This window comes from Pseudomonas sp. SG20056 (assembly GCF_031764535.1).
Lineage (GTDB): Bacteria > Pseudomonadota > Gammaproteobacteria > Pseudomonadales > Pseudomonadaceae > Aquipseudomonas.
In genome coordinates, this window is the sequence record NZ_CP134499.1 from 3,328,731 (window position 1) to 3,351,420 (window position 22,690).

Annotated in this window: 20 protein-coding genes; 13 read left to right on the top strand and 7 right to left on the bottom strand. The window is 61.2% G+C overall.

Going from position 1 to position 22,690, the window contains the following annotated elements; genetic code table 11:
* Positions 1-13: 13 nt before the first annotated feature.
* Positions 14-874 (bottom strand): site-specific integrase, encoded by an 861-nt coding sequence (locus RHP75_RS15915; RefSeq protein WP_311091962.1) that lies wholly within the window; start codon positions 872-874, stop codon positions 14-16.
* Between the two features lie 681 nt (positions 875-1,555).
* Between RHP75_RS15915 and RHP75_RS15920 the strand changes: the two genes are divergently transcribed.
* Positions 1,556-1,768, top strand: coding sequence for a cold-shock protein (locus tag RHP75_RS15920; RefSeq protein ID WP_090248782.1), 213 nt, complete (start codon positions 1,556-1,558; stop codon positions 1,766-1,768).
* A gap of 192 nt (positions 1,769-1,960) precedes the next feature.
* Entirely contained in the window at positions 1,961-2,455 is a 495-nt protein-coding gene (locus RHP75_RS15925) for an RDD family protein (protein ID WP_090383476.1), read from the top strand.
* A gap of 60 nt (positions 2,456-2,515) precedes the next feature.
* Here RHP75_RS15925 and lptG read toward each other — a convergent pair whose 3' ends face one another.
* Together lptG and lptF are read right to left on the bottom strand one after the other, a co-directional pair.
* Complete coding sequence (gene lptG, locus RHP75_RS15930; protein ID WP_311089045.1) at positions 2,516-3,577, bottom strand: LPS export ABC transporter permease LptG; 1,062 nt, start codon at positions 3,575-3,577, stop codon at positions 2,516-2,518.
* Positions 3,570-4,691 carry an LPS export ABC transporter permease LptF gene (gene lptF, locus RHP75_RS15935; RefSeq protein WP_311089046.1) on the bottom strand — a complete coding sequence of 374 codons (1,122 nt, stop codon included), beginning with the start codon at positions 4,689-4,691 and terminating at the stop codon, positions 3,570-3,572. Before lptF ends, lptG begins: the two co-directional genes overlap by 8 nt.
* A 143-nt stretch (positions 4,692-4,834) precedes the next feature.
* Here lptF and RHP75_RS15940 point away from each other — a divergent pair, with 143 nt between their 5' ends.
* The 9 genes from RHP75_RS15940 to rlmF all read left to right on the top strand — a co-directional run bounded on the left by RHP75_RS15940 (position 4,835) and on the right by rlmF (position 15,390).
* Positions 4,835-6,325: a leucyl aminopeptidase gene (locus RHP75_RS15940; RefSeq protein ID WP_311089047.1), complete on the top strand. Its 1,491-nt coding sequence runs from the start codon at positions 4,835-4,837 to the stop codon at positions 6,323-6,325.
* A gap of 100 nt (positions 6,326-6,425) precedes the next feature.
* Positions 6,426-6,845, top strand: a complete 420-nt coding sequence (locus RHP75_RS15945; protein WP_311089048.1) for a DNA polymerase III subunit chi — start codon at positions 6,426-6,428, stop codon at positions 6,843-6,845.
* Positions 6,846-6,854: 9 nt separating this feature from the next.
* Positions 6,855-7,253 (top strand): DNA polymerase III subunit chi, encoded by a 399-nt coding sequence (locus tag RHP75_RS15950; protein ID WP_160085314.1) that lies wholly within the window; start codon positions 6,855-6,857, stop codon positions 7,251-7,253.
* A 106-nt stretch (positions 7,254-7,359) separates the two neighbouring features.
* Positions 7,360-10,191, top strand: a complete 2,832-nt coding sequence (locus tag RHP75_RS15955; protein WP_311089050.1) for a valine--tRNA ligase — start codon at positions 7,360-7,362, stop codon at positions 10,189-10,191.
* 101 nt (positions 10,192-10,292) lie between these two features.
* Positions 10,293-11,756: a Na+/H+ antiporter NhaC gene (nhaC, locus tag RHP75_RS15960; RefSeq protein WP_311089051.1), complete on the top strand. Its 1,464-nt coding sequence runs from the start codon at positions 10,293-10,295 to the stop codon at positions 11,754-11,756.
* Positions 11,757-11,967: 211 nt separating this feature from the next.
* A complete protein-coding gene (nhaD, locus tag RHP75_RS15965; RefSeq protein ID WP_311089052.1) occupies positions 11,968-13,344 on the top strand; it encodes a sodium:proton antiporter NhaD in 1,377 nt (458 codons plus the stop codon).
* Between the two features lie 52 nt (positions 13,345-13,396).
* Positions 13,397-13,693 carry a helix-turn-helix domain-containing protein gene (locus RHP75_RS15970; protein WP_167142145.1) on the top strand — a complete coding sequence of 99 codons (297 nt, stop codon included), beginning with the start codon at positions 13,397-13,399 and terminating at the stop codon, positions 13,691-13,693.
* 15 nt (positions 13,694-13,708) lie between these two features.
* The gene (locus RHP75_RS15975; RefSeq protein WP_311089053.1) at positions 13,709-14,272 is read left to right on the top strand and encodes a VTT domain-containing protein; all 564 of its coding nucleotides are present in this window, start codon (positions 13,709-13,711) and stop codon (positions 14,270-14,272) included.
* Between the two features lie 89 nt (positions 14,273-14,361).
* Positions 14,362-15,390 (top strand): 23S rRNA (adenine(1618)-N(6))-methyltransferase RlmF, encoded by a 1,029-nt coding sequence (rlmF, locus tag RHP75_RS15980; protein WP_311089054.1) that lies wholly within the window; start codon positions 14,362-14,364, stop codon positions 15,388-15,390.
* Between the two features lie 4 nt (positions 15,391-15,394).
* Here the strand turns inward: rlmF and RHP75_RS15985 are convergent, their stop codons facing one another.
* Positions 15,395-16,633: an SLC13 family permease gene (locus tag RHP75_RS15985; protein WP_311089055.1), complete on the bottom strand. Its 1,239-nt coding sequence runs from the start codon at positions 16,631-16,633 to the stop codon at positions 15,395-15,397.
* A gap of 230 nt (positions 16,634-16,863) precedes the next feature.
* Positions 16,864-18,231, bottom strand: a complete 1,368-nt coding sequence (locus RHP75_RS15990; protein ID WP_311089057.1) for a choice-of-anchor I domain-containing protein — start codon at positions 18,229-18,231, stop codon at positions 16,864-16,866.
* Between the two features lie 172 nt (positions 18,232-18,403).
* On the opposite strand from RHP75_RS15990, the gene RHP75_RS15995 reads away from it, so the two are divergent.
* Both RHP75_RS15995 and RHP75_RS16000 read left to right on the top strand, forming a co-directional pair.
* The gene (locus tag RHP75_RS15995) at positions 18,404-19,198 is read left to right on the top strand and encodes a transporter substrate-binding domain-containing protein (protein WP_311089059.1); all 795 of its coding nucleotides are present in this window, start codon (positions 18,404-18,406) and stop codon (positions 19,196-19,198) included.
* A gap of 121 nt (positions 19,199-19,319) precedes the next feature.
* A complete protein-coding gene (locus tag RHP75_RS16000) occupies positions 19,320-20,462 on the top strand; it encodes an ABC transporter substrate-binding protein (protein WP_160013402.1) in 1,143 nt (380 codons plus the stop codon).
* Here the strand turns inward: RHP75_RS16000 and RHP75_RS16005 are convergent.
* Positions 20,459-21,745 carry an AarF/ABC1/UbiB kinase family protein gene (locus RHP75_RS16005; RefSeq protein ID WP_160013401.1) on the bottom strand — a complete coding sequence of 429 codons (1,287 nt, stop codon included), beginning with the start codon at positions 21,743-21,745 and terminating at the stop codon, positions 20,459-20,461. The genes RHP75_RS16000 and RHP75_RS16005 overlap by 4 nt on opposite strands.
* 69 nt (positions 21,746-21,814) lie before the next feature.
* Entirely contained in the window at positions 21,815-22,606 is a 792-nt protein-coding gene (locus tag RHP75_RS16010; RefSeq protein ID WP_178124321.1) for an ABC transporter substrate-binding protein, read from the bottom strand.
* Positions 22,607-22,690 lie beyond the last annotated feature (84 nt).

Consider the following 22,690-nt stretch of genomic DNA (forward strand, 5'->3'; position numbering starts at 1 on the left):
GCATCCTGACTCCTCAATCCAACCTACCGGCAACCTCTGTCGCCGTTGCGTTGTAGTACACCATCAACGATCGCGGATCACGGTGTCCGGTCATCCGGGCCAGATCCAGCACATCCAGCTTCCTGGCCAAGCGCGTGGTCGCCTCGTGCCGGGTATCGTGGAAGTGTAGATCGATGATCTCCAGCTCATTGCGCACCTTGCGAAACATCGCATCGGCCGAGGCCGACTTAAGCCGGAACAGCTCCTGCCGATCGGTGGCGGCATCGAGCAACAGCTGCAGCAGAACCACTGCCCGCAAACTCAACGGCACGTTGCGGCTGTCTCCATTCTTTGTGTCATCCAGCCGCACATAGCGCTTAGCCAGGTGGGTGGTGGCCTTGGTCAGCCCCAGTATCTCGCCCTGCCGCATGGCTGTTTCTATGGCGATGAGAAAGGCATAGGCCAGTTCCTGCTGCAGCGTCTCAGGCTTTACCCCCTCAACGTACCCCAGCCGCGCGAGTAACTTCTGCTCCTCATCTGGCTGAATCCGCCGATCACGAGGCCGGCCATTGCTCGGGCGCTTTACCTCACGCACGGGGTTAGTCTTGCACCACCGCCATTCACGCTTGGCAATCTCAAACACCGAGGACAGCAACGTCATCTCACGCCGCACCGTGGGTGACGCCACTTTCTTCAAGCGAGCATCGCGCCACTCGGCTATCTGGTCTGCTGTCACGTCGCCAATGCGCTCGCCGGCAAACTCCAGATCATTATCCAGCTTGTCCAGTCGCACCTCTTCCCAGCGCTTGCCGGCTTTGCTCGGCGACACTTCCAGCTTGTATCGTTTGAGTGCATCTGAAAGACTCGAACTCACACCAACCGAATGCCCAGGCACGCCGGCCAATATTTCCGCCTCTCGCTGGGTAGCCCACGCCTGAGCCTGGGCCTTAGTCGGGAAAGTCTGCGACTCCCTCACCCCGCGCTTAACCACCTCGGCCCGCCAGCCACCGCTCCGCTTCCTGAATGACGCCACATCCGCCCCCTTGGCGTAATTTTGGCGTAAACACTATCACGGAACTGCACGAAACCGCCCGCAACTGACAACAGCCGCATGCCTGAAAGCCCCGCCAATGCTGGCCCTGCCCGAATCTGCCGACAACTGCCGCAAACTGCCGAAGGCTTTAGAGTCCCCCCCGGGGCACCATAGATTCGAAGAAAGGCCTTGAGATTCAAGGCCTTTTTTATTGCCCGCAATAAAGCTACGACACACCAAAACAACGCTCAGACACCACCTTTATTCATGCGCCACACACCCGCCAAGCGTATGCGCGAGATGCCGAGCAAAACACCTACAACCCAGCAACGGCATGCCCTGCAGGGACTTGGCATTTGCCAGGAAGTTAGCGTAGAGTTTGCCCACTGTGTTTGCATGGGTCGCCGAAAATCGTGACCTGGTGCAGTAGATCATCTAGATCCGCTACATCCCGCTCGACGTCGCATACCGCCTTGCAACCAGTATTCAGCCCCTCATGTCGAGTAGCGGCTGTCATCAACTCAAGGTTCAAGGAAATACACCATGTCGAATCGTCAGAACGGTACCGTCAAGTGGTTTAACGACGAAAAAGGTTTTGGTTTTATCACTCCAGAAAGCGGTCCGGATCTGTTCGTGCACTTCCGCGCGATCCAAGGCAACGGCTTCAAGAGCCTGAAAGAAGGCCAGAAAGTCAGCTTTATCGCTGTGCAGGGCCAGAAAGGCATGCAGGCTGATGAAGTGCAAATCCAGGAGTAATCCTGCCGCTTTGAAGAACCCCTGATGGCGACATCAGGGGTTTTTTATGCCCGGCCATCCGTTGCGGCCACCCTTTGGACCGTCGCTGCGTGACGTTAAAAATGACTCTCGGTCATTTTTTATGGCCGGGCATTCTCACGAATGCCGTATTGTTGCCGCCATTCTGCCAGCCGATTGAGTAACGAGCCGACCATGCCGAAACACCTACTGCGCCCGCAGGGTGAATTCCCCAGCGCCGGACTGATCCGCCGCCTCGCCGCGATGTTTTATGACTTCCTGCTGTGCATCGCCCTGCTGATCGTCGTGACCTTTATCTACAAGTTGATCCTGATGGGCTTCTACGGCGAGGCGCAGCTCAAACAGATGTCCGACGCAGGCGCATTGGATGGCGACCCCCTGCTCTCGACTGTGCTGTTCCTCAGCCTGTTTGGCTTCTTCGCCAAGTTCTGGACGCACAACGGTCAAACCCTGGGCATGCAGGTGTGGGGCCTGCGCATTCAGAACAGCGACGGTACGGCAATCAGCCTATGGCAGGCACTGCTGCGCTTTCTGGTCGCCATTGGTTCCTGGCTGCTGCTGGGCCTGGGCTTTTTCTGGGTACTTTGGGATAAAGAAAAGCGCAGCTGGCATGACATCTATTCGGACAGCCAGGTGATTCAACTGCCGAAGAACATCCACAAGAAATAACTCGCAGGTACAAAAAGCCGGCGTGCACACTGGGCGTACGCCGGCTTTTTTACGCCTGAATCAACCTGCGCGGCGTAGCAACCAGACGCCGGCCAGCGCGCAGATACCAGCAGGAATCAATACCGCCAGCAGCGGCGAGAAGCCGAATACCAGGCTCGAAGGGCCGAGCAGATCCTGGCTGATCTTGAATACAAAGCCCACCAGCACCCCGGTAAACACCCGCTGCCCGAGGGTTACCGAGCGCAGCGGGCCGAAGATAAACGAGATCGCCATCAGCACCAGCGCGGCCGTTACCAACGGCTGCAATACCTTGGTCCAGAACGACAGCCAGTACTGGCTGTTATTCAGCCCCTGCTCGGCCAGGTAGTGGATATAGCTCCACAGCCCGGTCATCGACAACGCATCAGGTGCCAGCACCACGGTGCCAAGTAACTGCGGCGTCAACTCGACATCCCAACGCTCGTTATCCTGTTTGATGACTTCGCTGCTGCGCTCACGGAAGTGCGTGGTTGCAACATCTTCCAGCTGCCAGTGATCACCCTGATACTGCGCACGCCGCGCGAAGCTGGATGACTGCATGCGCTTGTGTTCATCGAAGCGATAGCGGGTCACCCCGAGCAATACGCCATTGGGTTGCACGGCGTTGATATGCACATACTCCTGCCCCTGGCGATGCCACAGGCCGCGCTTGGCGCTCTGCGCTTCACCGCCACCCTGCGCCATGGCACGGCTGGCCTGAGCCTGGTTTTCACTATAGGGCGCGAGGTACTCACCGATCAGCACACCGACCAGCATCAGCACTAGCATCGGCTTCATCACCGCCCAGACAATCCGCCCAATCGACACACCGGCCGCACGCATGATGGTCAGTTCGCTGTTACTGGCTAGCGAGCCCAAACCGATCAGGCAACCGATCAGCGCCGCCATCGGCAGCATTTCATAGATGCGCCGCGGCGCCGTCAGCAGTACATAGCCAAGGGCATCAAGCAGGCTGTAGTTGTCCTCGACATCGCCCAGTTCATCGATAAAGGCAAACAGCAGCGCCAGACCCACAATAATGCCCAGCACGGCAAGGATGGCGACGAATACCTGCGCACCGATGTAACGATCCAACTTAACCACGGGCCACCTCCAGCGCCACACGACGGGCCGCCCAGCGCAAGCGCAGCGGCTCCCAATACAGCAACAGCAGCCCGATTAATGCGAACAGCCCATGTACCCACCACAAGCCCAGGGCTGCGGGGATTTTCTCTTTATCCAGCGCACCACGCGCGCCAATCAGCAACGCCAGGTAAGCCATGTACAGCAGGATGGCCGGCAACAGTTTGAGGAAGCGCCCCTGGCGTGGGTTGACTCGCGACAGCGGCACCGCCAGCAGGGTGACCACAAAAACCAGCACAGGAATCGACAAGCGCCACTGCAGCTCGGATTGCATACGCGGTTTGTCGCTACCAATCAGCTCGCGCGTCGGCATCGCCTCGCGGTCAGTGACCTCCACCGCCACTTCTGGCTTGGGCAGCAGCACGCCGTAAGTGTCGTATTTGATTGCGCGGTAATCGGCCTGACCCGGATTGCCGTCATAGCGGTAGCCATTTTCCAGAATCAGGTAGCGGCTGCCATCGGCCTGAATCTCCTGACGACCGGACTCGGCCACCAGCACCGAGATACCGCGCTCCTTGTCGCCCTGACTGGACAGCTGTTTTTCAGAGATGAAAACCCCAGCCAGCGAGCCGCGATCTTCCGAAAGCTCCTCGGTGTATGTCACCCGCGAGCCGTTTTTCATGGATTGAAAACGCCCTGGCACCAGGGTATCCAGCTCAGTCATGGCGCTTTGCTGATTGAGAATTCGCGCCACATGCTCAACGCCTTGCGGAGCCAGGCCCAGGCTCAACCAACCAGCCAGCAACGCCACCAGGGCCGCCGGAGCCAGGCTGTAAGCAAATAAGCGCTGCTGGCTCATACCGGTGGCCGAAAGGACAGTCATCTCGCTGTCCAGGTACATCCGCCCATAGGCCAGGAGAAAGCCGAGGAATAGCGCCAGCGGCAGAATCAGCTGGAGGAAGCCGGGAATCCGGTACGCCATGATCATCAGCAGCACCCCAGGGTCGAGCAACCCCTGCGCCGCCTGAGCCAGATAGCGGATAAAACGGCCACTCATAATGATGACCAGCAGCACCGCGCTCACGGCACTCAGGGTCAACAACACTTCACGGGACAAATAACGGAAGACGATCAAACCAGACACTCCAGGGTTGTCAGGCTCAGGCGGCTAAGATCAAACTAGCCGCACTGCTTGCCGGCTCGCCCAACTGGCGAACCATCGAAAAATAGCCGGCATTATCCTGCAATACCGACGCCTTGTCTTGGGGACACCACGTAATGGAATTTATTGTTAAAAGCGCCCGCCCAGAAACACTAAAAACCGCCACCCTGGTTATCCCTGTTGGTGAGGGCAAAAAACTCGGCGAAATCGCCAAGGCCATCGACACCGCCAGTGCAGGCGCGATCAGTGCTCTGCTCAAGCGCGGCGACCTGGCTGGCAAGGTCGGCCAGACTCTGCTGGTACACAACCTGCCGAACCTGAAAGCTGAACGCGTGCTGCTGGTTGGTACCGGTAAAGACAGCGAACTGTCTGACCGCCAACTGCGCAAATTGATCACAGCCGTTTACAGCAGCCTGAAAAACCTCGGCGGCAGCGACGCCGTGCTGGCGCTCGACGAGCTGCAGGTCAAAGGCCGCGACACCTACGGCAAAACCCGCCTGATGGTGGAAAGCCTGGCCGACGCCGGCTACTGCTTCGACCGTTTCAAGAGCCAGAAGGCCGAGGCCGGCGCGCTGAAGAAGCTCACCCTGCTCACTGACAAACCCAACCTGATCGACGCCGAGCGCGCCAGCACGCACGCCCAGGCGATTGCCGCCGGCATGGCCTTTACCAAGGACCTCGGCAACCTGCCGCCGAACCTCTGCCACCCAAGCTATCTCGCTGAAGAAGCGAAGAACCTGGGCAAGGCCTACAAAAATCTGAAAGTCGAAATCCTTGATGAGAAAAAACTCAAGGAGTTCGGCGCAGGCGCCTTCCTTGCCGTGGCCCAAGGCAGCGACCAGCCGCCACGAATGATCGTCATGCAGTATCAGGGCGGCAAAAAATCCGAGAAGCCTTACGCCCTGGTCGGCAAAGGCATCACCTTCGACACCGGCGGCATCAGCATCAAGCCGGCGGCCGGCATGGATGAGATGAAGTACGACATGTGCGGCGCCGCCAGCGTGTTCGGCACCCTCAAGGCCGTGCTGGAGCTGCAACTGCCGATCAACCTTGTGTGCCTGCTGGCCTGCGCCGAGAACATGCCGAGTGGCGGAGCTACTCGCCCCGGCGACATCGTCACCACCATGAGCGGGCAGACCGTGGAAATCCTCAACACCGACGCCGAAGGCCGTCTGGTGCTGTGCGACACCCTGACTTACGCCGAGCGCTTCAAGCCGCAAGCAGTCATCGACATCGCTACCCTTACCGGCGCCTGCATCGTGGCCCTGGGCAGCAATGTCTCCGGACTGATGGGCAACAACGACGAACTGGTGCAGCAGATTCTCGGCGCCGGCCTGAGCGCCGACGACCGCGCCTGGCAGCTGCCGCTGTATGACGAGTATCAGGAGCAGCTGGACAGCCCGTTTGCCGATATCGCCAATATTGGCGGGCCGAAAGCCGGCACCATCACTGCGGGCTGCTTCCTTTCGCGGTTTGCCAAGGCCTACAACTGGGCGCATTTGGATATCGCCGGCACTGCCTGGATCAGCGGTGGTAAAGACAAAGGCGCAACCGGTCGCCCGGTGCCGATGCTGACGCAGTACCTGCTGGATCGCAGCAACGCCTGAGTTTCAGGTGCATTGCAGGAGCGGTATTGACCGCAATTGACTGGTAAGCTGCGCGCCTGTCAGCAAGCAGCTCCTGCAACTAACGCCAAACCGTGCCGTCATGCCCCGAATAGAATTCTATGTACTGTCTACTGCCGTGCCGGCCGAGCGTCTGCGCGCGGCCTGCCAACTGGCGATGAAAGCCTGGCGCGCCGGCATGCCGGTGTTTTTGCGTGGCAGCGATGCGCAGCAATGCAGCGAGGTGGACGAACTGCTGTGGCGCTTTAAAGCGGAAAGCTTTGTGCCGCACAGCCTGTACGAGGAAGACGCGCAAGCACCGGTGGTGATTGGCTTGGACGAAGAACCCAGTAGCGCCCAAGGTGTACTGATCAACCTGGGCAGCACCCTGTCCCCGCAGGTTGAGCGTTTTAGCCGGGTGATTGAAATCGTCAACCAGGAACCCGACCTGCTGACCGCCTGCCGGGAGAATTTCCGCAGCTACCGGCAGCGCGGGTATGATCCAAAACGAGTCGAACTCTAGTTGCACACCATGGACACCCCAAAACCGCCGCAAAAACCCGCTCAACTGCTGAACGACCTGGAGTCGATCCGCCAACTGCTGGGCGATGAAAACCTCGAACCACCGCTGCTGGTCGACACGCTCGACCCGGACAGCATCCCCCTGCTCTCGGAAATCGTTACTCCGCCGCCCGTGGCCGCCGCCCCAGCACCCGCGCCCAAGCCAACGGTTGCGCAAACCCTGCGTGAAACCGTCAGCCAGAGCGTCAGCCGCGACAGCGAACTGAACCGCCTGGACAGTGAACTGCGCGCCGCCGCCCAGTTGATCCTGCAGGATGTGATCGACGATTTCGTGCCGCAGATCGAGGCCGAGCTGAAACGCCGCCTGGATGCGCGCCTGACCCGCTTGCTGCCGCCGCGTCGACCATAACCACGCCCACCAGTCAGCCGTACCGCGCGCGCCCTTACGTCACATAGGCCATCCCCGCTATACTTGCCGGCTTTTCCGTCTAGCCGTCATAAGGGTCCCGCCGCGCATGGACAAGACCTACCAGCCGCACGCCATTGAAACCGCCCTGTACCAGAACTGGGAGGCGAACAACTATTTCGCCCCGCAAGGTGCGGGCGAGCCCTACACCATCATGATCCCGCCGCCGAACGTCACCGGCAGCCTGCACATGGGCCATGGTTTCAACAACTCGATCATGGATGCGCTGATTCGTTTCCGCCGCATGCAGGGCCGCAACACACTGTGGCAGCCGGGCACCGACCACGCCGGTATCGCCACCCAGATGGTGGTAGAGCGTCAGTTGGCCGCCGACGGCATTGGCCGCCACGACCTGGGCCGCGAGAAATTCCTGGAAAAAGTCTGGGAGTGGAAGGAGCAGTCCGGCGGCACTATCACCCGGCAGATTCGTCGCCTGGGCAGCTCGGTGGACTGGTCGCGTGAGCGCTTCACCATGGACGACGGCTTGTCCGAATCGGTTAAAGAAGCCTTCGTGCGTCTGCATAAAGACGGCCTGATCTACCGCGGCAAGCGCCTGGTCAACTGGGACACCAAGTTCCACACCGCGATCTCCGACCTCGAAGTGGAAAACCACGACGAGAAAGGCAGCCTGTGGAACCTGCGCTACCCGCTGGCCGACGGCAACACCACCGCCGACGGCAAGAATTACCTGATCGTCGCCACCACTCGCCCGGAAACCATGCTCGGCGACAGCGCCGTGGCCGTGCACCCGGAAGACGAGCGCTATAAAGCCCTGATCGGCACCTTCGTCGAGCTGCCACTGGTTGGCCGTCGTATCCCGATCATCGCCGACGATTACTGCGACCCCGAGTTCGGCACCGGTTGCGTGAAAATCACCCCGGCCCACGACTTCAACGACTATGAAGTCGGCAAGCGCCACAACCTGCCGCTGCTCAACATCTTCGACAAGAACGCCGCCGTGCTCGCACAGGTCCAGGCGTTCAATGTCGATGGCAGCGTCAACAGCCAGATCGACTGCAGCCTGCCGGCCGAATACGCCGGCCTGGATCGTTTCGAGGCGCGCAAGCAGATCGTTTCTGCGTTTGAAGCCGCCGGCCTGCTGGAAAGCATCGACGCCCACGCCCTGAAAGTGCCGAAAGGCGACCGCTCCGGCACCATCATCGAGCCGTGGCTGACCGACCAGTGGTACGTCAGCACCAAGCCGCTGGCCGAAAAAGCCATCGCCGTGGTCGAGAGCGGTGAAATCCAGTTTGTGCCCAAGCAGTACGAAAACATGTACTTCAGCTGGATGCGTGATATCCAGGACTGGTGCATCAGCCGTCAGCTGTGGTGGGGCCACCGTATTCCAGCCTGGTACGACGATGCCGGCAACGTCTATGTCGGCCGCGACGAGGCAGAAGTACGCGCTACACACAACCTCGGCGACGCCAACCTGCGCCAAGACGAAGACGTGCTGGACACCTGGTTCAGCTCCGGCCTGTGGACTTTCTCCACCCTCGGCTGGCCGCAGCAGACCGCGGAACTCAAGACCTTCCACCCTACCGACGTGCTGGTCACCGGCTTCGATATCATCTTCTTCTGGGTCGCCCGGATGATCATGCTGTCGACCCACCTGACCGGGCAGATCCCGTTCAAGACCGTGTACGTGCACGGCCTAGTGCGCGATGGCCAGGGCCAGAAGATGTCCAAGTCCAAGGGCAACGTGCTCGACCCGCTGGATATCGTCGATGGCATTACCCTGGATGAGCTGCTGGAAAAACGCACCAGCGGCATGATGCAGCCAAAGCTGGCCGAGAAGATTGCCAAGCAGACCCGCGCCGAGTTCCCCGAGGGCATTGCCGCCTACGGCACCGACGCCCTGCGCTTCACCAACCTGGCGCTGGCTTCCACCGGGCGTGACATCAAGTTTGATATGGGTCGCGTCGAGGGTTACCGCAACTTCTGCAACAAGATCTGGAACGCCGCCAACTTCGTACTGGAAAACACCGACGGCCAGGACACGGGCGTCAATGGCGAGCCGGTCGAGCTGTCCTCGGTGGACCGCTGGATCATCTCATCCCTGCAGCGCACCGAAGCCGAAGTGACCCGCCAGCTCGACGCCTTCCGCTTCGACCTGGCCGCGCAAGCGCTCTACGAGTTTATCTGGGACGAGTACTGCGCCTGGTACCTTGAGCTGGTCAAGCCAGTGCTGTGGGACGAAGCCGCGCCAATCGAACGCCAGCGCGGCACCCGCCGCACGCTGATCCGCGTGCTGGAAGTGGCGCTGCGTCTGGCCCATCCGTTTATGCCGTTTATCACCGAAGAAATCTGGCAGCGCATCAAGGCCCAGGCTGGCGTCAGTGGTGAAACCATCATGCTGCAAGCCTGGCCGGTGGCCAATGAAAGCCGCATCGATGCCGCCGCCGAAGGCGATATCGAGTGGGTCAAGCAGCTGATGCTCGGCCTGCGGCAGATCCGTGGCGAGATGAAAATCTCCATGGCCAAGCGCATCGACATCATCCTGGCCAACGCCAGTGACGAAGATCGCCGCCGCCTGGCCGACAACGCGCCGCTGCTGAACAAGCTGGCCAAGCTGGAATCGGTACGCGTGCTGGAAGCCGGTGAAGAAGCGCCGATGTCCGCCACCGCTCTGGTTGGCGATATGCAGGTGCTGGTGCCGATGGCCGGGCTGATCGACAAGGACGCAGAACTGGCGCGCCTGGATAAAGAGATCGCCCGTCTCTCCGGTGAAGTGCAGCGCGTCGGCGGCAAGCTGAGCAACGAAGGCTTCGTCGCCAAGGCGCCGGCCGAAGTGCTCGATAAAGAGCGCGCCAAGCTGGCTGAAGCTGAGCAAGCCCTGAGCAAGATGGTTGAGCAGCGCGGCAAGATCGCCGCACTCTGATCACCCCGCAACACCCGCAGCCCGCGCCCTTACCGGCGCGGGTTTCGTTTTTTCTGGGTTGGGCTTTCCAGCCACAGTTTCATTGATCGACCGGTACACCCATGACTGATACACGCTCCCCTTCCCTGCTCGATGCCCTGCTGCCGATTGGCGTGCTGGTTTTGCTGCTGGGCCTTTCCGTTTACCTGTACGGCGACAGCTCCTCCAGCGGACCGAACCAGATCGCGCTGATGAGCGCCGCCTTTGTCGCTGGCCTGGTCGGTCTGAAGAATGGCCTGCAGTGGGCGCAGATCGAGGAAGGCATCCTCGCCGGCATCCATATGGCGATGAAGGCCAACCTGATTCTGCTGGCGGTCGGTGCGCTGATCGGTACCTGGATTCTCGCAGGCACCGTGCCGACCATGATCTGGCTGGGCCTCAAGCTGATCTCGGCGGAATACTTCTACGTCACCAGCTGCCTGATCTGCGCCCTTACCGCACTGTCCATCGGCAGCTCCTGGACCGTGGCCGGCACCCTCGGCATCGGCCTGATGGGCGTGGCGGCGGGCCTGGGCCTGGACCCGGCGATTACCGCCGGGGCGATCATTTCCGGCGCCTACTTCGGCGACAAGCTCTCGCCGCTGTCAGACACCACCAACCTGGCGCCTGCCGCAGCTGGGGCTGATCTGTTTGCGCATATCCGCCTGATGCTACGCACCACGGTGCCGGTGCTGGGCATTGCCCTGGTGCTGTTCTTTATCCTCGGCCAGCAGGCGAACGGCAGCCATGACACCGCACGCATCGCCGAAGTGCTGCAGGCGCTGGAAAGCCAGTTCAGCCTGGGCTGGCACCTGCTGCTGCCGGTAGTCCTGCTGCTGTTTCTCGCAATGCGCCAGTGGGCGGCCTTTCCGGCGGTGTTTGTCGCCGCACTGCTCGGCGGCGTGTTCGCTGTGATCTTTCAGCCCGAGGTGATGGCGCGCCTGGCTGACCCTGCGGCCGGCAGCCTGGCGCCGCTGAAAACCGTGTGGACCGCGCTGTTCGCCGGTTATGAATCCAGCAGCGGTAACCCGGCGCTGGACGGCCTGCTGTCCAAGGGCGGTATGGCCAGCATGCTCACCACGGTGTGGCTGATCATCTGCGCCATGTGCTTTGGCGGCGTACTGGAAAAGCTCGGCCTACTCCAGCGCCTGCTGCAAAGCACCCTGCACCTGGCGAAAAGCACCAGCAGCCTGATCGCCAGCACCATTGCCACCACCATCGGCACCAATATCATCACCGCCGACCAGTACATCGCCCTGGTCCTGCCGGGCCGCATGTACCGCGCCGAGTACGAAAAACGCGGGCTGGCACCGGTCAACCTGTCGCGCGCCCTGGAAGACGGCGGCACCCTGACCTCGGTACTGGTGCCGTGGAACACTTGCGGCGCCTATATGGCCGCGACCCTCGGCGTGGCGACCCTGAGTTACCTGCCGTACTGCTTCTTCAATCTGCTGATGCCACTACTGGCCATCACCCTGGCCTTTATCTTCCCACCGCAGGCCGTCATGCCTGCCCAGGCCGAACGCGACGACCTGTCGCAGGCCTGAGCCAAAAACCGCCCGCGGCTGCGTATCCCGCGCAGTCCGGGCGCGTCAGCGCTAACCGGTCAGTCAGAAAACGCCTATGCAAGTCACAGGCAGGCTTACTGACGATAAATACCCTCCCAATTTCCGAGCATTTCAGGCATCTTCGTCCACGCATCAAAAGCCTCCGGCACCTCTAATTCAATAAAAAAGCCCTGCAAATGGAATTCTGACCATGTATGCGTTGATGGCATTGATCTTTGTCCTCGGTTACCTGTGCATCGCCCTCGAACACCCGCTGAAAATCGATAAAGCCGCGTCAGCCATCCTGACCGCAGTGATCTGCTGGACCCTGCTGGTACTGGGCGCGGACAGCATTCTGCCGCTGATCGGTGCCGCCACCGCCGGCGCCAGTGGTAATGACCATCACGTCACCGAAGAGCTGCGCCATCATCTGGGCGAGATCTCCGAGATCCTGTTCTTCCTGATGGGCGCCATGACCATCGTCGAGCTGATCGACGCCCATGAAGGCTTCAAGGTCATCACCGACCGCATTCGCACCAACAAGCGCGTCACCCTGCTCTGGGTCGTCGCGCTGATCACCTTCTTCCTGTCGGCCGTGCTGGACAACCTGACCACCACCATCGTCATGGTTTCGCTGCTGCGCAAACTGGTGGCTGATCAGAAAGAGCGCTGGTTCTACGTCGGTATCGTGGTGATTGCCGCCAACGCCGGCGGCGCCTGGTCGCCAATTGGTGACGTAACCACCACCATGCTGTGGATCGGCAATCAAGTCACCACCAGCGGCATCATCGCCAACCTGTTTATCCCCAGCGTGGTTTGCCTGCTGGTACCGCTGCTGGTGCTGAGCATGATCATGAAGGGCGAAATCCAGCGCCCGCTGATCAGCGAATCGGACGAGGAACGCCGCGACCCGACCACACCCTTTGAGCGCAACCTGGTGTTTATCCTCGGCATTGCTGCCCTGGTGTTTGTGCCGATCTTCAAGACCGTGACCCACCTGCCGCCGTATATGGGCATCCTCTTCGGCCTGGGCGTGCTCTGGGTGGTCACCGAGGTGATTCACCGTGGCAAGAACGATGAAGATAAGCACCCACTCTCGGTGGTTGGTGTTCTGCGACGCATCGATACCACCAGCGTGCTGTTCTTCCTTGGCATCCTGCTGGCGGTCTCCAGCCTGGCCACTGCGGGCCACCTGACACAGGTTGCCGTCGCGCTGCGTGAAAGCCTGGGCAATGTGTACGCGATCAATATCGCCATCGGCCTGCTGTCATCGGTGGTCGATAACGTACCGCTGGTAGCCGGCGCCATGAAAATGTACCCACTGGTCACCCCGGAGGCGCTGGCGCTTGCCGGTGCCGACACCGCCTGGCTGAGCAACTTCCAGGTCAACGGCACCTTCTGGGAAATGCTTGCCTACTGCGCAGGGACTGGCGGCAGCTGCCTGATCATCGGTTCGGCGGCCGGCGTTGCGGCGATGGGCATGGAGAAGATCAACTTTATCTGGTACCTGAAGAAGATCAGCCTGCTGGCCTTCCTCGGCTACATTTCAGGGGCCGCGACCTATATCGCGATTGCCACCCTGAGCTGACCGTCAATCAGGCCGTGCGCCCCGGCGCACGGCATCACGCCAGGTACAACCCATGGAAGTCAGCAAAACCCGCAGCAGCTTCTACCGCCGCCTGTACGTGGCCTGGCTGATCGACAGCGGTACGGCGACCAACGTACCCGCCTTGATGGACGCCACCGGCATGCCCCGGCGTACCGCCCAGGACACCCTGAGCGCCCTGACCGAGCTGGATATCGAGTGCACCTTTGCCCAGCAAAGCGGTGAGCGCAATAACGCCGGGCACTACGAGATTCGTGACTGGGGCGCGATCAATCCGCAGTGGATTGCCGCCAACCTGGCGCAGATAAAAGCCGTACTCGGCTACCCCTGAAGCCACGAGGCCGCCATGCGCAGTTCCTCCCGCCTGCTGCTGGTCATCCTGTTCCTGCTGGGTCTGTTCGTGCTGTTCGAAACCCTGGGCATCCGCGCGCAGTTCAACCTCGATGCCTTGCAGGCGCTGCTTCTGATGCACCCGGTCGTCGGTCTGCTGCTGTTTACCCTGCTATTTGCCCTGGGCAATCTGATCCAGATCCCCGGCTGGGTATTTCTCGCCGCTGCGGTGCTGGCCCTAGGACGGGTGTATGGCGGTGTCGTCACTTATATCGCGGCCTGCGTGTCCTGCACCGTCACCTACATCACCATTCGCTATCTGGGCGGAAACGCCCTGCGTGAGTTGAACAACCCGCTGGCGCAACGCCTGCTAAACGGCCTTGATCGCCATCCGCTGGTCAGCATCATCAGTCTACGCATGTTGTTTCAGACCGTACCGGCGTTGAACTACGCGCTGGCCTTGTCTGGCGTGCGCTTTCGTATCTACCTGCTCGGCACCCTGCTCGGCCTGCCGCTGCCCATTGCCCTGTACTGCGTGTTCTTCGACTACCTGGCCATGCTGCTCAATATTACCCACTAGAGTCGGCATCCAGCGTTTACCTACAGTCGGCAAGCAACCTGCGCCCAGCTGTGGGAAAATCCCGCGCCCACGCCTTAGATCCGTCTGCCATGTCCTTGCCGCCGAAACGCCCCACCCGAAAACCTGCCGCACCGCGCACCGCGCCCAGTAAACCTGAGGCCAACAAGGCCGATGCGAGCAAGGGCCAGCTGCACCCACGCAACAAGCACCAGGGGCGCTATGACTTTCCCGCGCTGATCAAGGCCAGCCCCGAGCTGGCAGCCTTCGTGATCATCAACCCCTATGGCAAGGAAAGCATCGACTTCGCCAACCCAGCGGCGGTCAAGGTGTTCAACCGGGCGCTGCTCAAGCAGTTCTATGGCATCCAGCATTGGGATATTCCGGCGGATTATCTGTGCCCGCCGATCCCAGGCCGCGCCGATTACCTGCATTACCTGGCCGACCTGCTGGCCGCCAGTAACGGCGGCGAAATCCCGCGCGGCGCCAAAGTGCGTGCGCTGGATATTGGCGTAGGGGCCAACTGCATCTACCCAATGTTGGGCCACCGCGAATATGCCTGGCAGTTTCTCGGCTCGGACATTGCTGCCAGCGCCATCACCTCGGCCAAGACCATCGTGCAGTCCAATCAGGGCTTGAGCGAGGCGATTGAGCTACGCCAGCAGCGCGACAGCGCGCATATCTTTCAGGGCTTGCTGCATGCCGATGAGCGCTTCGACCTGACCCTGTGCAACCCGCCCTTCCACGCCAGCGCGGAAGAAGCCAGCAGCGGCAGCAAGCGCAAATGGCGCAACCTCGGCAAACTCGACCCCAAGCGCAAACTGCCGGTGCTGAACTTCGGCGGTCAGGCGGCAGAGCTGTGGTGCAAGGGCGGTGAAGCGGCGTTTGTCAGCCAGCTGGTCAAGGAAAGCGCCGAAATTGGCCAGCAGGTGCTGTGGTTTAGCAGCCTGATTTCCAAAGCCGGCAACCTGCCGGGTGTGTACAGTGCCCTGAAAAAGGCCGGCGCGCTGCAGGTACAAACCGTGGAGATGGCCCAGGGGCAGAAGCAGAGCCGCTTTGTCGCCTGGACCTTTCAGACACCCGAACAGCAGCAGGCCTGGCGGCAGAATCGCTGGAAGTAATAGCCTACCAAGGCAGCCAGCCGCCCAGGACCAACCACACCCCAGCCAGCCCCATGCTGAGCAAGGTTACCGGCACGCCGCTGCGGGCAAAATCGATAAAACTCAGCGGCACGCCCTGACGCCGCGCGCTTTCGGCGACGATCAGATTCACCACGCTGCCGATCAGCAGCAGGTTGCCGGCCAGCGTCGACATGATCGCCAAGCCCACCAGCAAGGCCTCGCCGGCCTCCGGCAACACGCCCAACAGCAACATCACATAGGGCACATTGCCAATCAGGTTGCCGGCCAGCAGCGACAAGCTCGCCAGGGTGATCACCCCATGGGGTAACAGGCCCAAATCGGCCAGATTGCCGGCCAGAGCGGCGACCTGCGGCAGGCCCATCGCCGCGCCCGTCACGGTGAACAACCCGGCAAACAGCAGCAACAGGTTCCAGTCGACCTTCTGCACATAGTCGCGGCTGTCCACCCGCCGCGACAGCATCACCAGCACCGCAATCAACAGGGCGGAAATCTCCCGCGGCATGCTGGTGGAAAACAGCCCGAGCAGCACCAGGCTGGCCAGCAGCGGTTTCAGGTAACTGCGCGCGCCATAAATGTGCTGCACCGGGGTTTCCGCCTGCACCGCCGGCTTGGCCGTACCCCAGCGTTTGCGCCACTGCAGCCAGATCACCGCATAGGTGATGGCTAACGCCGCCAGTGCCGGTGGGCCGGCAATCCAGGTGTAGGACCAGAAATCCAGGCCACCAGCCTGGCCAATCAGGATGTTCTGCGGATTACCGATCAGGCTGGCGCTGGAGCCGGCATTGCACGACAGCGCCAATGCCAGGAGAAACGGCCGCGGGTCGAGGCCACGGGCCAGCAGGCTGTGGCACAGCAGCGGAGTCAGAGCGAAGGCGACGATATCATTGACCAGCAACGCCGACAGCACACCGCCCAACAGGACCACCCCCAGCAGCAACAGCACCGGCTGCTCGGCATAGTGGCTGAGTTGCTGGTTAAGCCAGGCGTACACACCAGAGAAGTCGAACTGCGCACTGATCAGCATCAGCGCCAACAGCAGCAACAGCGCGCCGGCATCCAGATGGCTGGCTGCCTCGCTGGGTGTCTGCGCACCACTGACCAGCAACAACACCGCCGCGCAGCCGGCAATCCAGCTGCGATCAACGCGCAGGCCACGGATGCCCCCTGCGGCCATGCCCAGGTAGGTCAATACAAACAGAATCGATACGACCCAAACGGTCATGCCAGCCATCCCCTCATGCCCGCGCGATTGCGCTGCAGCACTCTAAAGGGCGTGAGGCTGACGGGGAACTGGCCGCAAAGAAAAAAGCGCCAAGCGCAATTTTCAACACCGCGCAACGACGGCCCGAAGGGTGGCCGCCGCGGATGGCAGCCCATAAAAAACCGGCGCGACGGCCGGCTTGTTTGCTACTCGGGCAGACGCAGGCAGCGCGCCTGACCACAACAGGCGTATTACTTGAGCAATTCGAACACCGCCACGTTGCCGCTCTTCTCCAGGCCGGTGACCAGGAAATGCCGCCCCTCACGCTCAACATGAGCCAACCCTTCCGGCGCCAGGTTGCCGGAGCCTGCGCCTTCACCGGCACCCACGACCTGCAACACCTTAGGTTGCTCGGCCTGGTCAAGGTCGATCAGGGCCAGGGCATCGGCGCGCTCCAGGGTCGCCACCGCCAGACGTTTGCCGAAGGCATCGAAACTCACCACACCTTCCGGCTCGCTGCCCTTGTTGGGACTGCGTGCATCCGGGTAAACACCAGCCTGAGCGGCCATATCATCCAGCTGGCTGCCGGTATCACCGAGCAGCTTGCCGCTCATGGCATCGAACACACTGACAGTGCGTCCACCACCGCTGGGCAGGCCAGCCTTGGTCTTGGCGATTTTCGGGTCGGTATCACCTTCGTCGGCGCTAACCAGGTAACGGCCATCGGCGCTCACCGCCAGGGCATCCGGCTCGCGCAGGGCAAACAGCTCGGCCGCCGGGGTGTATTTTCCGTCATCGACGATATCCGCGGCATGGCGCACGGTACCCAGACCAAACACCTTGTCCAGCTTGCCTTGCAGCACATCAACCACCGCAATCGCGTTGTTCTCTTGCAGGCTGACGTAGGCACGCGCACCGTCCGGGCTGAAGGTCACGTATTCCGGCTCGATATGCTCGGGGCTGGTGCCGAACGGCACTTTCAACTCTTCGCCGTCGATCACCCGCTCCAGCAGACGCTTGTGCTCAGCCTGGGTCGCGCCCTCAACATCTTTCAGGTCCGGCAGGGTGATCAGGCTGTGCTTGGCCGCCGCCACGCCGCCACTCAGGTCGATCAGACTGATCGAGCCTTCACCGCTGCGAAAACCCTCGCCGTCACGCACATAGCCTTCACCTTCGTTGGCCACCACGATGAAGTCGCCATTGGGCGAAAACGCCAGGCTGTCAGGCCAGATACCAATTTCAACGGTATTAAGTAGCTTGCCATCGGCCACCGAACGCAACTCGACACGACCGTTTTTCAGGCCATCGCTATTGCGAATACACACGGCAAACAGGTCTTCGCTGGGGTGGAAAATCGCCGAGGTGATTTCCCCCGTGCCGGCTGCCACCAGGTTATGCCGGGCAATGCGCTTGAGCCCCTTGGCCGCATCCAGCTGCAGCACATCGACCAAGCCTTCGGCGCTATTGGACACAATCACGCGCATGCTCGAAACCTGCGCGCTGACAATTTCAGTGCCGGCAGCGAAGCCGCTCTCGTACAGCGCCAGGGGTTTAAGCTCAAGAGCAGAGGCCAATGGAGCCAGGGCAAACAGCGCGCAAAGTGTAGGGATTCGCAGCACAGCAACTATCCTTATGCAGAAACATGGGGATTGAACAAATCCGCAGCAGTCTTCACCCGCACGATGACGTTTTAATGAAGTATTAATGGCGTTTTATCTGCGTCTGCGCAGTGGTATTACTAGGCCATAAATACATGCAGGCGATATTCCCGGTTGTCACTAAGGGGCTTTAATGAAGTGGAAAAACCTGTTCGTCGCGTTCTGCCTGCTGCTGGGGCTGCCCGCGCAAGCCAGCGAACAGCCAGAACTGAAGATCAGCGTTGGCGACTGGCCGCCTTATTTGTCCAGCGACTTACAACACAACGGGGTGATTGCCCACCTGATCAGCGACCTGCTCGCCGATGAGGGCTATCGCGTCACGTTCCAGTTTCTACCCTGGCCACGGGCCTATGCAGCCGCGGCTGCAGGCCGCTTTGACGGCACTGCGGTATGGATGCACAAGACCGAGCGCGAGGCGGACTTTCTGTTCAGCGCGCCATTGCTCGATGAACAGTTCGTGTTCTTTCACCTGAAAAGCCTACCCTTTGACTGGCAACGCTTTGACGACCTCACCGGCATGACCCTCGGCGGCGGCCTGGAATACAGCTACGGCCCACAGTTCGATGCCTTTCTCGCCGAGAACAAGGTGAAGATCGAGCGCGTTTCAAACGACCAGCAGAACTTCGAGAAGCTGCTCAAGGAGCGCGTGGTGCTCTACCCGCAGGAGATGAACGTCGGTTACGCCGCCCTGCGCAGCCACTTCAGCGCGGCAGATCAGGCCAAGATCACCCATCACCCGAAGCCGCTGCTGGTCAATCTGAGCTACCTGATGCTGCCGAAAAACCTGGAAGGCAGTCCGGCGCTGCTCGATCGCTTCAATAAGCGCCTGCAGCTCTACCGTGACAGTGGCCGTTATCAGCGTTATTTCGATGATCTACAGCAAGGCAAGTACCAGCAGGTGCCGTCAGCATCACCCACAGACGAGTAAAAGCCGGTCTTTTATGCACAACTGACTAGAGTGTTTTAGAGAATCACATGCACACCCAGAATAAGAAAAAATGGACGAGCGGACCCTACAGTGGCCCGCGATCATGGCAAGGAGCGTATCGATGACCTCTCGACAGCTGCTGCGTGGCCTGGTGATCAGCTGCCTGCTGATACCGGGTTTTGCCAGCGCAGCGGAGCCCGGCCTGAGCACGGATGAAGTGCGGATCGGCATGGTCAACGCACAGAGCGGCCCGGCGGCAGCCCTGGGTCTGGGCATGCTCAATGGCGCTCAGGCCTACTTCAAACGCGTCAACGCCGAAGGCGGGGTACATGGCAGACGTATCCACTTGCTCAGCCGGGACGATGGCTATGAGCCCAGCCAAACCGCCGCGCATACCCGCAGCCTGTTGCAAACCCAGCAGGTGTTCGCCCTGCTCGGCTATGTCGGCACGCCCACCTCACGCGCCGCCGTGCCGCTGGCGCTGCGCGCGCAAGTGCCTTACCTGTTCCCCTTTACCGGCGCCGAGTTTCTGCGTACACCGGCCAAACCCGGGGTATTCAATATTCGCGCGTCCTACATTGAGGAAACCGAGCAACTGGTCGAGCGCATGACCCAGGACCTCAAGCTGAGCAAGATCGCCATCCTGATGCAGGACGACTCCTTCGGTGAGTCGGTCAAGGGCGGACTCAACGGCGCGCTGGTCAAGCGCGAGCTGAAAATTCATGCGCAGGCGCGTATCCAGCGCAACTCGCTGGACGTGGCCGAGGCCATCAAGGCCCTGCAGCGCACCCAGCCGGAAGCGGTGTTCTTTGTCGGCACTTACAGGCAACTGGCGGCCTCGATCAAACAGGCGAAAGCGCTGGGCTTCAATACACGCTTTGTCAGCGTGTCGTTTATCGGCACCGAGGGGTTTATCCGTGAGATCGGCAGTGACGGCGATGGGGTTTATATATCCCAGGTGGTGCCCTCACCTGACGACAGCTCGCTGGCGCTGGTGCGCGCCTATCAGGCCGATATGCAGCCCGGCGATTTTGACCATGCTTCGCTGGAGGGTTATATCGGCGCTGCGGTGTTTACTCAGGCATTGCGCAAAGCCGGCGCTGAGCCTACACGCGAGACGTTTCTCGATGCACTGGAACACCTCGACACAGACCTCGGCGGTTTCAAGGTGGCATTCTCACGCCGCCAGCACCAGGGCTCCAACGCAGTCTTCCTGACCCGCATCGAAAACGGCCAGGCCATACCCGTTACCAGCATGCGCTAACGCCCGGCCAGCTGTACCTGCAACAGATCGGCCACCGGCAGCGCGACACCGAGGCGGCTGAGGTTCCAGTAATGCCCTTCCAGCGTGCGATTGACCAGCAAGGTGGCCGGTGCGGGTTGTAGGCTGCCCAATGCGCCCAGCACATCGGGCAACAGCCGCTGCACCTGCTCATGCAGCGGCGTGGCAGCAAAGTCCCAGTGCACGCCTGGCTGCAACAGCGGCCCGAGCAAGCCATGCAGCTGACGGTACAAGCCATAGGGCGTGGTGGATTGCGGCTGGCGTGTACCGAGCGCCTGGAAGGCCTTTTCCAACTGCTCGCCGTCGCGGGCCTGCAACGCCTTGTAAGTTTGCACATAGGCCGCCAGTAACGGCGCGGGCAGCGCCCGCACACAGCCGAAGTCATACACCACCAGCTCTCCGGCTGCGGTGTAGGCGAAATTGCCCGGATGCGGATCGGCATGCAGCAGGCCCAGCTCAAAGGCCTGGGCACTCAGCCAGCGCACCAGGGTCAGGGCCAGACGCTCACGCACTTCGGCACTGGCCCGGCTAACCTCGGCAAACGGCAAGCCGGCCTCCTCGCTTAGCGCCAGTACACCGGGGCGGCACAGATCTTCCTGCGGCTGCGGCAGACGCAAGCCCGGCCAATCGGAGAAATACGCGCGAAAGTCCTGCAGACGGCGCATCTCCGTCGGGTAATCCAGCTCAGCTGCGATCACCGCTGCCAGTTCCTGGTACAAGCCTTCCAGCTGTTCGGCAGGCGCGCGGAACAAGCGCCCCAGCGGCAACAAACGACGCAGCTGGCGCAGATCCGCCTGGCAGATCTCGGCGATACCCGGGTATTGCACTTTCAGCACCAGCGCCCGGCCATCTGCCGCTATCGCGCGATGCACCTGGCCCAAGGAGGCGGCGGCAAAGGGTTGCTCGTCGATCTGCTGGAAAAACTGCCCGAGGTCCGCGCCATACACCTGTTGCAGGTGTTCGCGCAGCGCGCTGAAGGGCAAGGCCGGCACACGGTTCTGCAACGAGGCCAGTGCCAGAGCCACCGGCTCAGGCAGCACACCCTGCCACTGTGAGGCCATTTGCCCCAGCTTGAGCACCGGGCCTTTCATCTCGCCCAGCACATCCGTGAGCAGATCGCCCACCGGCTGCCAATCAATCCCGCTGCGCCCAGGACGCAGACGCTGCCCCAGCACGCTGCCGCCGATGCGCGTGGCCGTACCGGCCAAGGTCAGAAAGCGCCCAAGCGCAGAGGCAGACGGTGGAGCGGCGGGAGGCTTAGCCATGCGGCAATACTCATCGAGGCGAAGCACGATCATGCGCCTGCCCTTAACAGGCTCCAAGCATTAACCGACTCAGGGCTGAGAGCGTGCCAGAAAATCCCGCACCTGCTGCCGATACGTCACCGACTCGCGCTGACGCTCAATTTCATCCCAGATACGCGCGGCATACGCAGGGTTAGCCGCCACATAGGCGTTGGACAGCATCAGGTAGTAAGCCTTCTCTTCCAGCGGCAGCTTGACCTTTTCCAGCCGCGCCGCCAGCTCAGGATTGCTCTGCAGCACAAAGTCGCCGCGCAGGCTCTGCAGCGCCGCCGCTTCGATGCGCTTATGGCTAAGCATCTGCAACAGCGCCAGCGGATCACGGCTGGTTTCATCAACCTCGGCGCCCTGGGCGCGAATAAAGTCGACAATCGAAAAGCCGCTCAGGGAGCCAACCCGCCCCTGCAACTGGCGAAACTCTTCGCCGTTCCAGCTCACAGGGCTGCCCTTACGCCGGTACAGGGCGTAGATCGAGGTGTGCAGCCGTTTGCGCTCATCCAGGCGGCCATCGGCATCCTGCGGGTAACGGCCGAGAAGCAGACGCTCCTCCTTGAAGCTGGAGGCAAAAGCGCCGTCATAGGTGCCTTGAGCCATGCCAGACAAACAGCGCTTCCAGGGCACGGCAACGAAGCTGAACTGCAGCGGCAAGCTCTCGTCGACCAGCCGTAGCAGCTGCAGGTTGAGCCCGCTGCCATCGGTCATTACCCAGGGGTAGGAGTTTTGATCCTCATAACAGAGGATCAAGGCATCGGCCGAACGTGGGGCCGCATGGGCCTCAACAACCAGACAACAGCAGCACAGCAGGCAGATCAACAGCTTGGCCAAGGCAATGCTCCGAGACAGTGAAAGCGTCGTTCCCTGAGGGCGAGTGCGGCTTCCTGCGCGCTAGGAGCCTGTCGGACTTAACCG

What these genes read in the sequence shown, in the direction of transcription:
- RHP75_RS15920 (WP_090248782.1), top strand. Translation starts at nt 1,556, where the DNA reads ATGTCGAATCGTCAGAACGGTACCGTCAAGTGGTTTAACGACGAAAAA.
- RHP75_RS15925 (WP_090383476.1), top strand. Translation starts at nt 1,961, where the DNA reads ATGCCGAAACACCTACTGCGCCCGCAGGGTGAATTCCCCAGCGCCGGA.
- RHP75_RS15940 (WP_311089047.1), top strand. Translation starts at nt 4,835, where the DNA reads ATGGAATTTATTGTTAAAAGCGCCCGCCCAGAAACACTAAAAACCGCC.
- RHP75_RS15945 (WP_311089048.1), top strand. Translation starts at nt 6,426, where the DNA reads ATGCCCCGAATAGAATTCTATGTACTGTCTACTGCCGTGCCGGCCGAG.
- RHP75_RS15950 (WP_160085314.1), top strand. Translation starts at nt 6,855, where the DNA reads ATGGACACCCCAAAACCGCCGCAAAAACCCGCTCAACTGCTGAACGAC.
- RHP75_RS15955 (WP_311089050.1), top strand. Translation starts at nt 7,360, where the DNA reads ATGGACAAGACCTACCAGCCGCACGCCATTGAAACCGCCCTGTACCAG.
- nhaC (WP_311089051.1), top strand. Translation starts at nt 10,293, where the DNA reads ATGACTGATACACGCTCCCCTTCCCTGCTCGATGCCCTGCTGCCGATT.
- nhaD (WP_311089052.1), top strand. Translation starts at nt 11,968, where the DNA reads ATGTATGCGTTGATGGCATTGATCTTTGTCCTCGGTTACCTGTGCATC.
- RHP75_RS15970 (WP_167142145.1), top strand. Translation starts at nt 13,397, where the DNA reads ATGGAAGTCAGCAAAACCCGCAGCAGCTTCTACCGCCGCCTGTACGTG.
- RHP75_RS15975 (WP_311089053.1), top strand. Translation starts at nt 13,709, where the DNA reads ATGCGCAGTTCCTCCCGCCTGCTGCTGGTCATCCTGTTCCTGCTGGGT.
- rlmF (WP_311089054.1), top strand. Translation starts at nt 14,362, where the DNA reads ATGTCCTTGCCGCCGAAACGCCCCACCCGAAAACCTGCCGCACCGCGC.
- RHP75_RS15985 (WP_311089055.1), bottom strand. Translation starts at nt 16,633, where the DNA reads ATGACCGTTTGGGTCGTATCGATTCTGTTTGTATTGACCTACCTGGGC.
- RHP75_RS15995 (WP_311089059.1), top strand. Translation starts at nt 18,404, where the DNA reads ATGAAGTGGAAAAACCTGTTCGTCGCGTTCTGCCTGCTGCTGGGGCTG.
- RHP75_RS16000 (WP_160013402.1), top strand. Translation starts at nt 19,320, where the DNA reads ATGACCTCTCGACAGCTGCTGCGTGGCCTGGTGATCAGCTGCCTGCTG.
- RHP75_RS16005 (WP_160013401.1), bottom strand. Translation starts at nt 21,745, where the DNA reads ATGGCTAAGCCTCCCGCCGCTCCACCGTCTGCCTCTGCGCTTGGGCGC.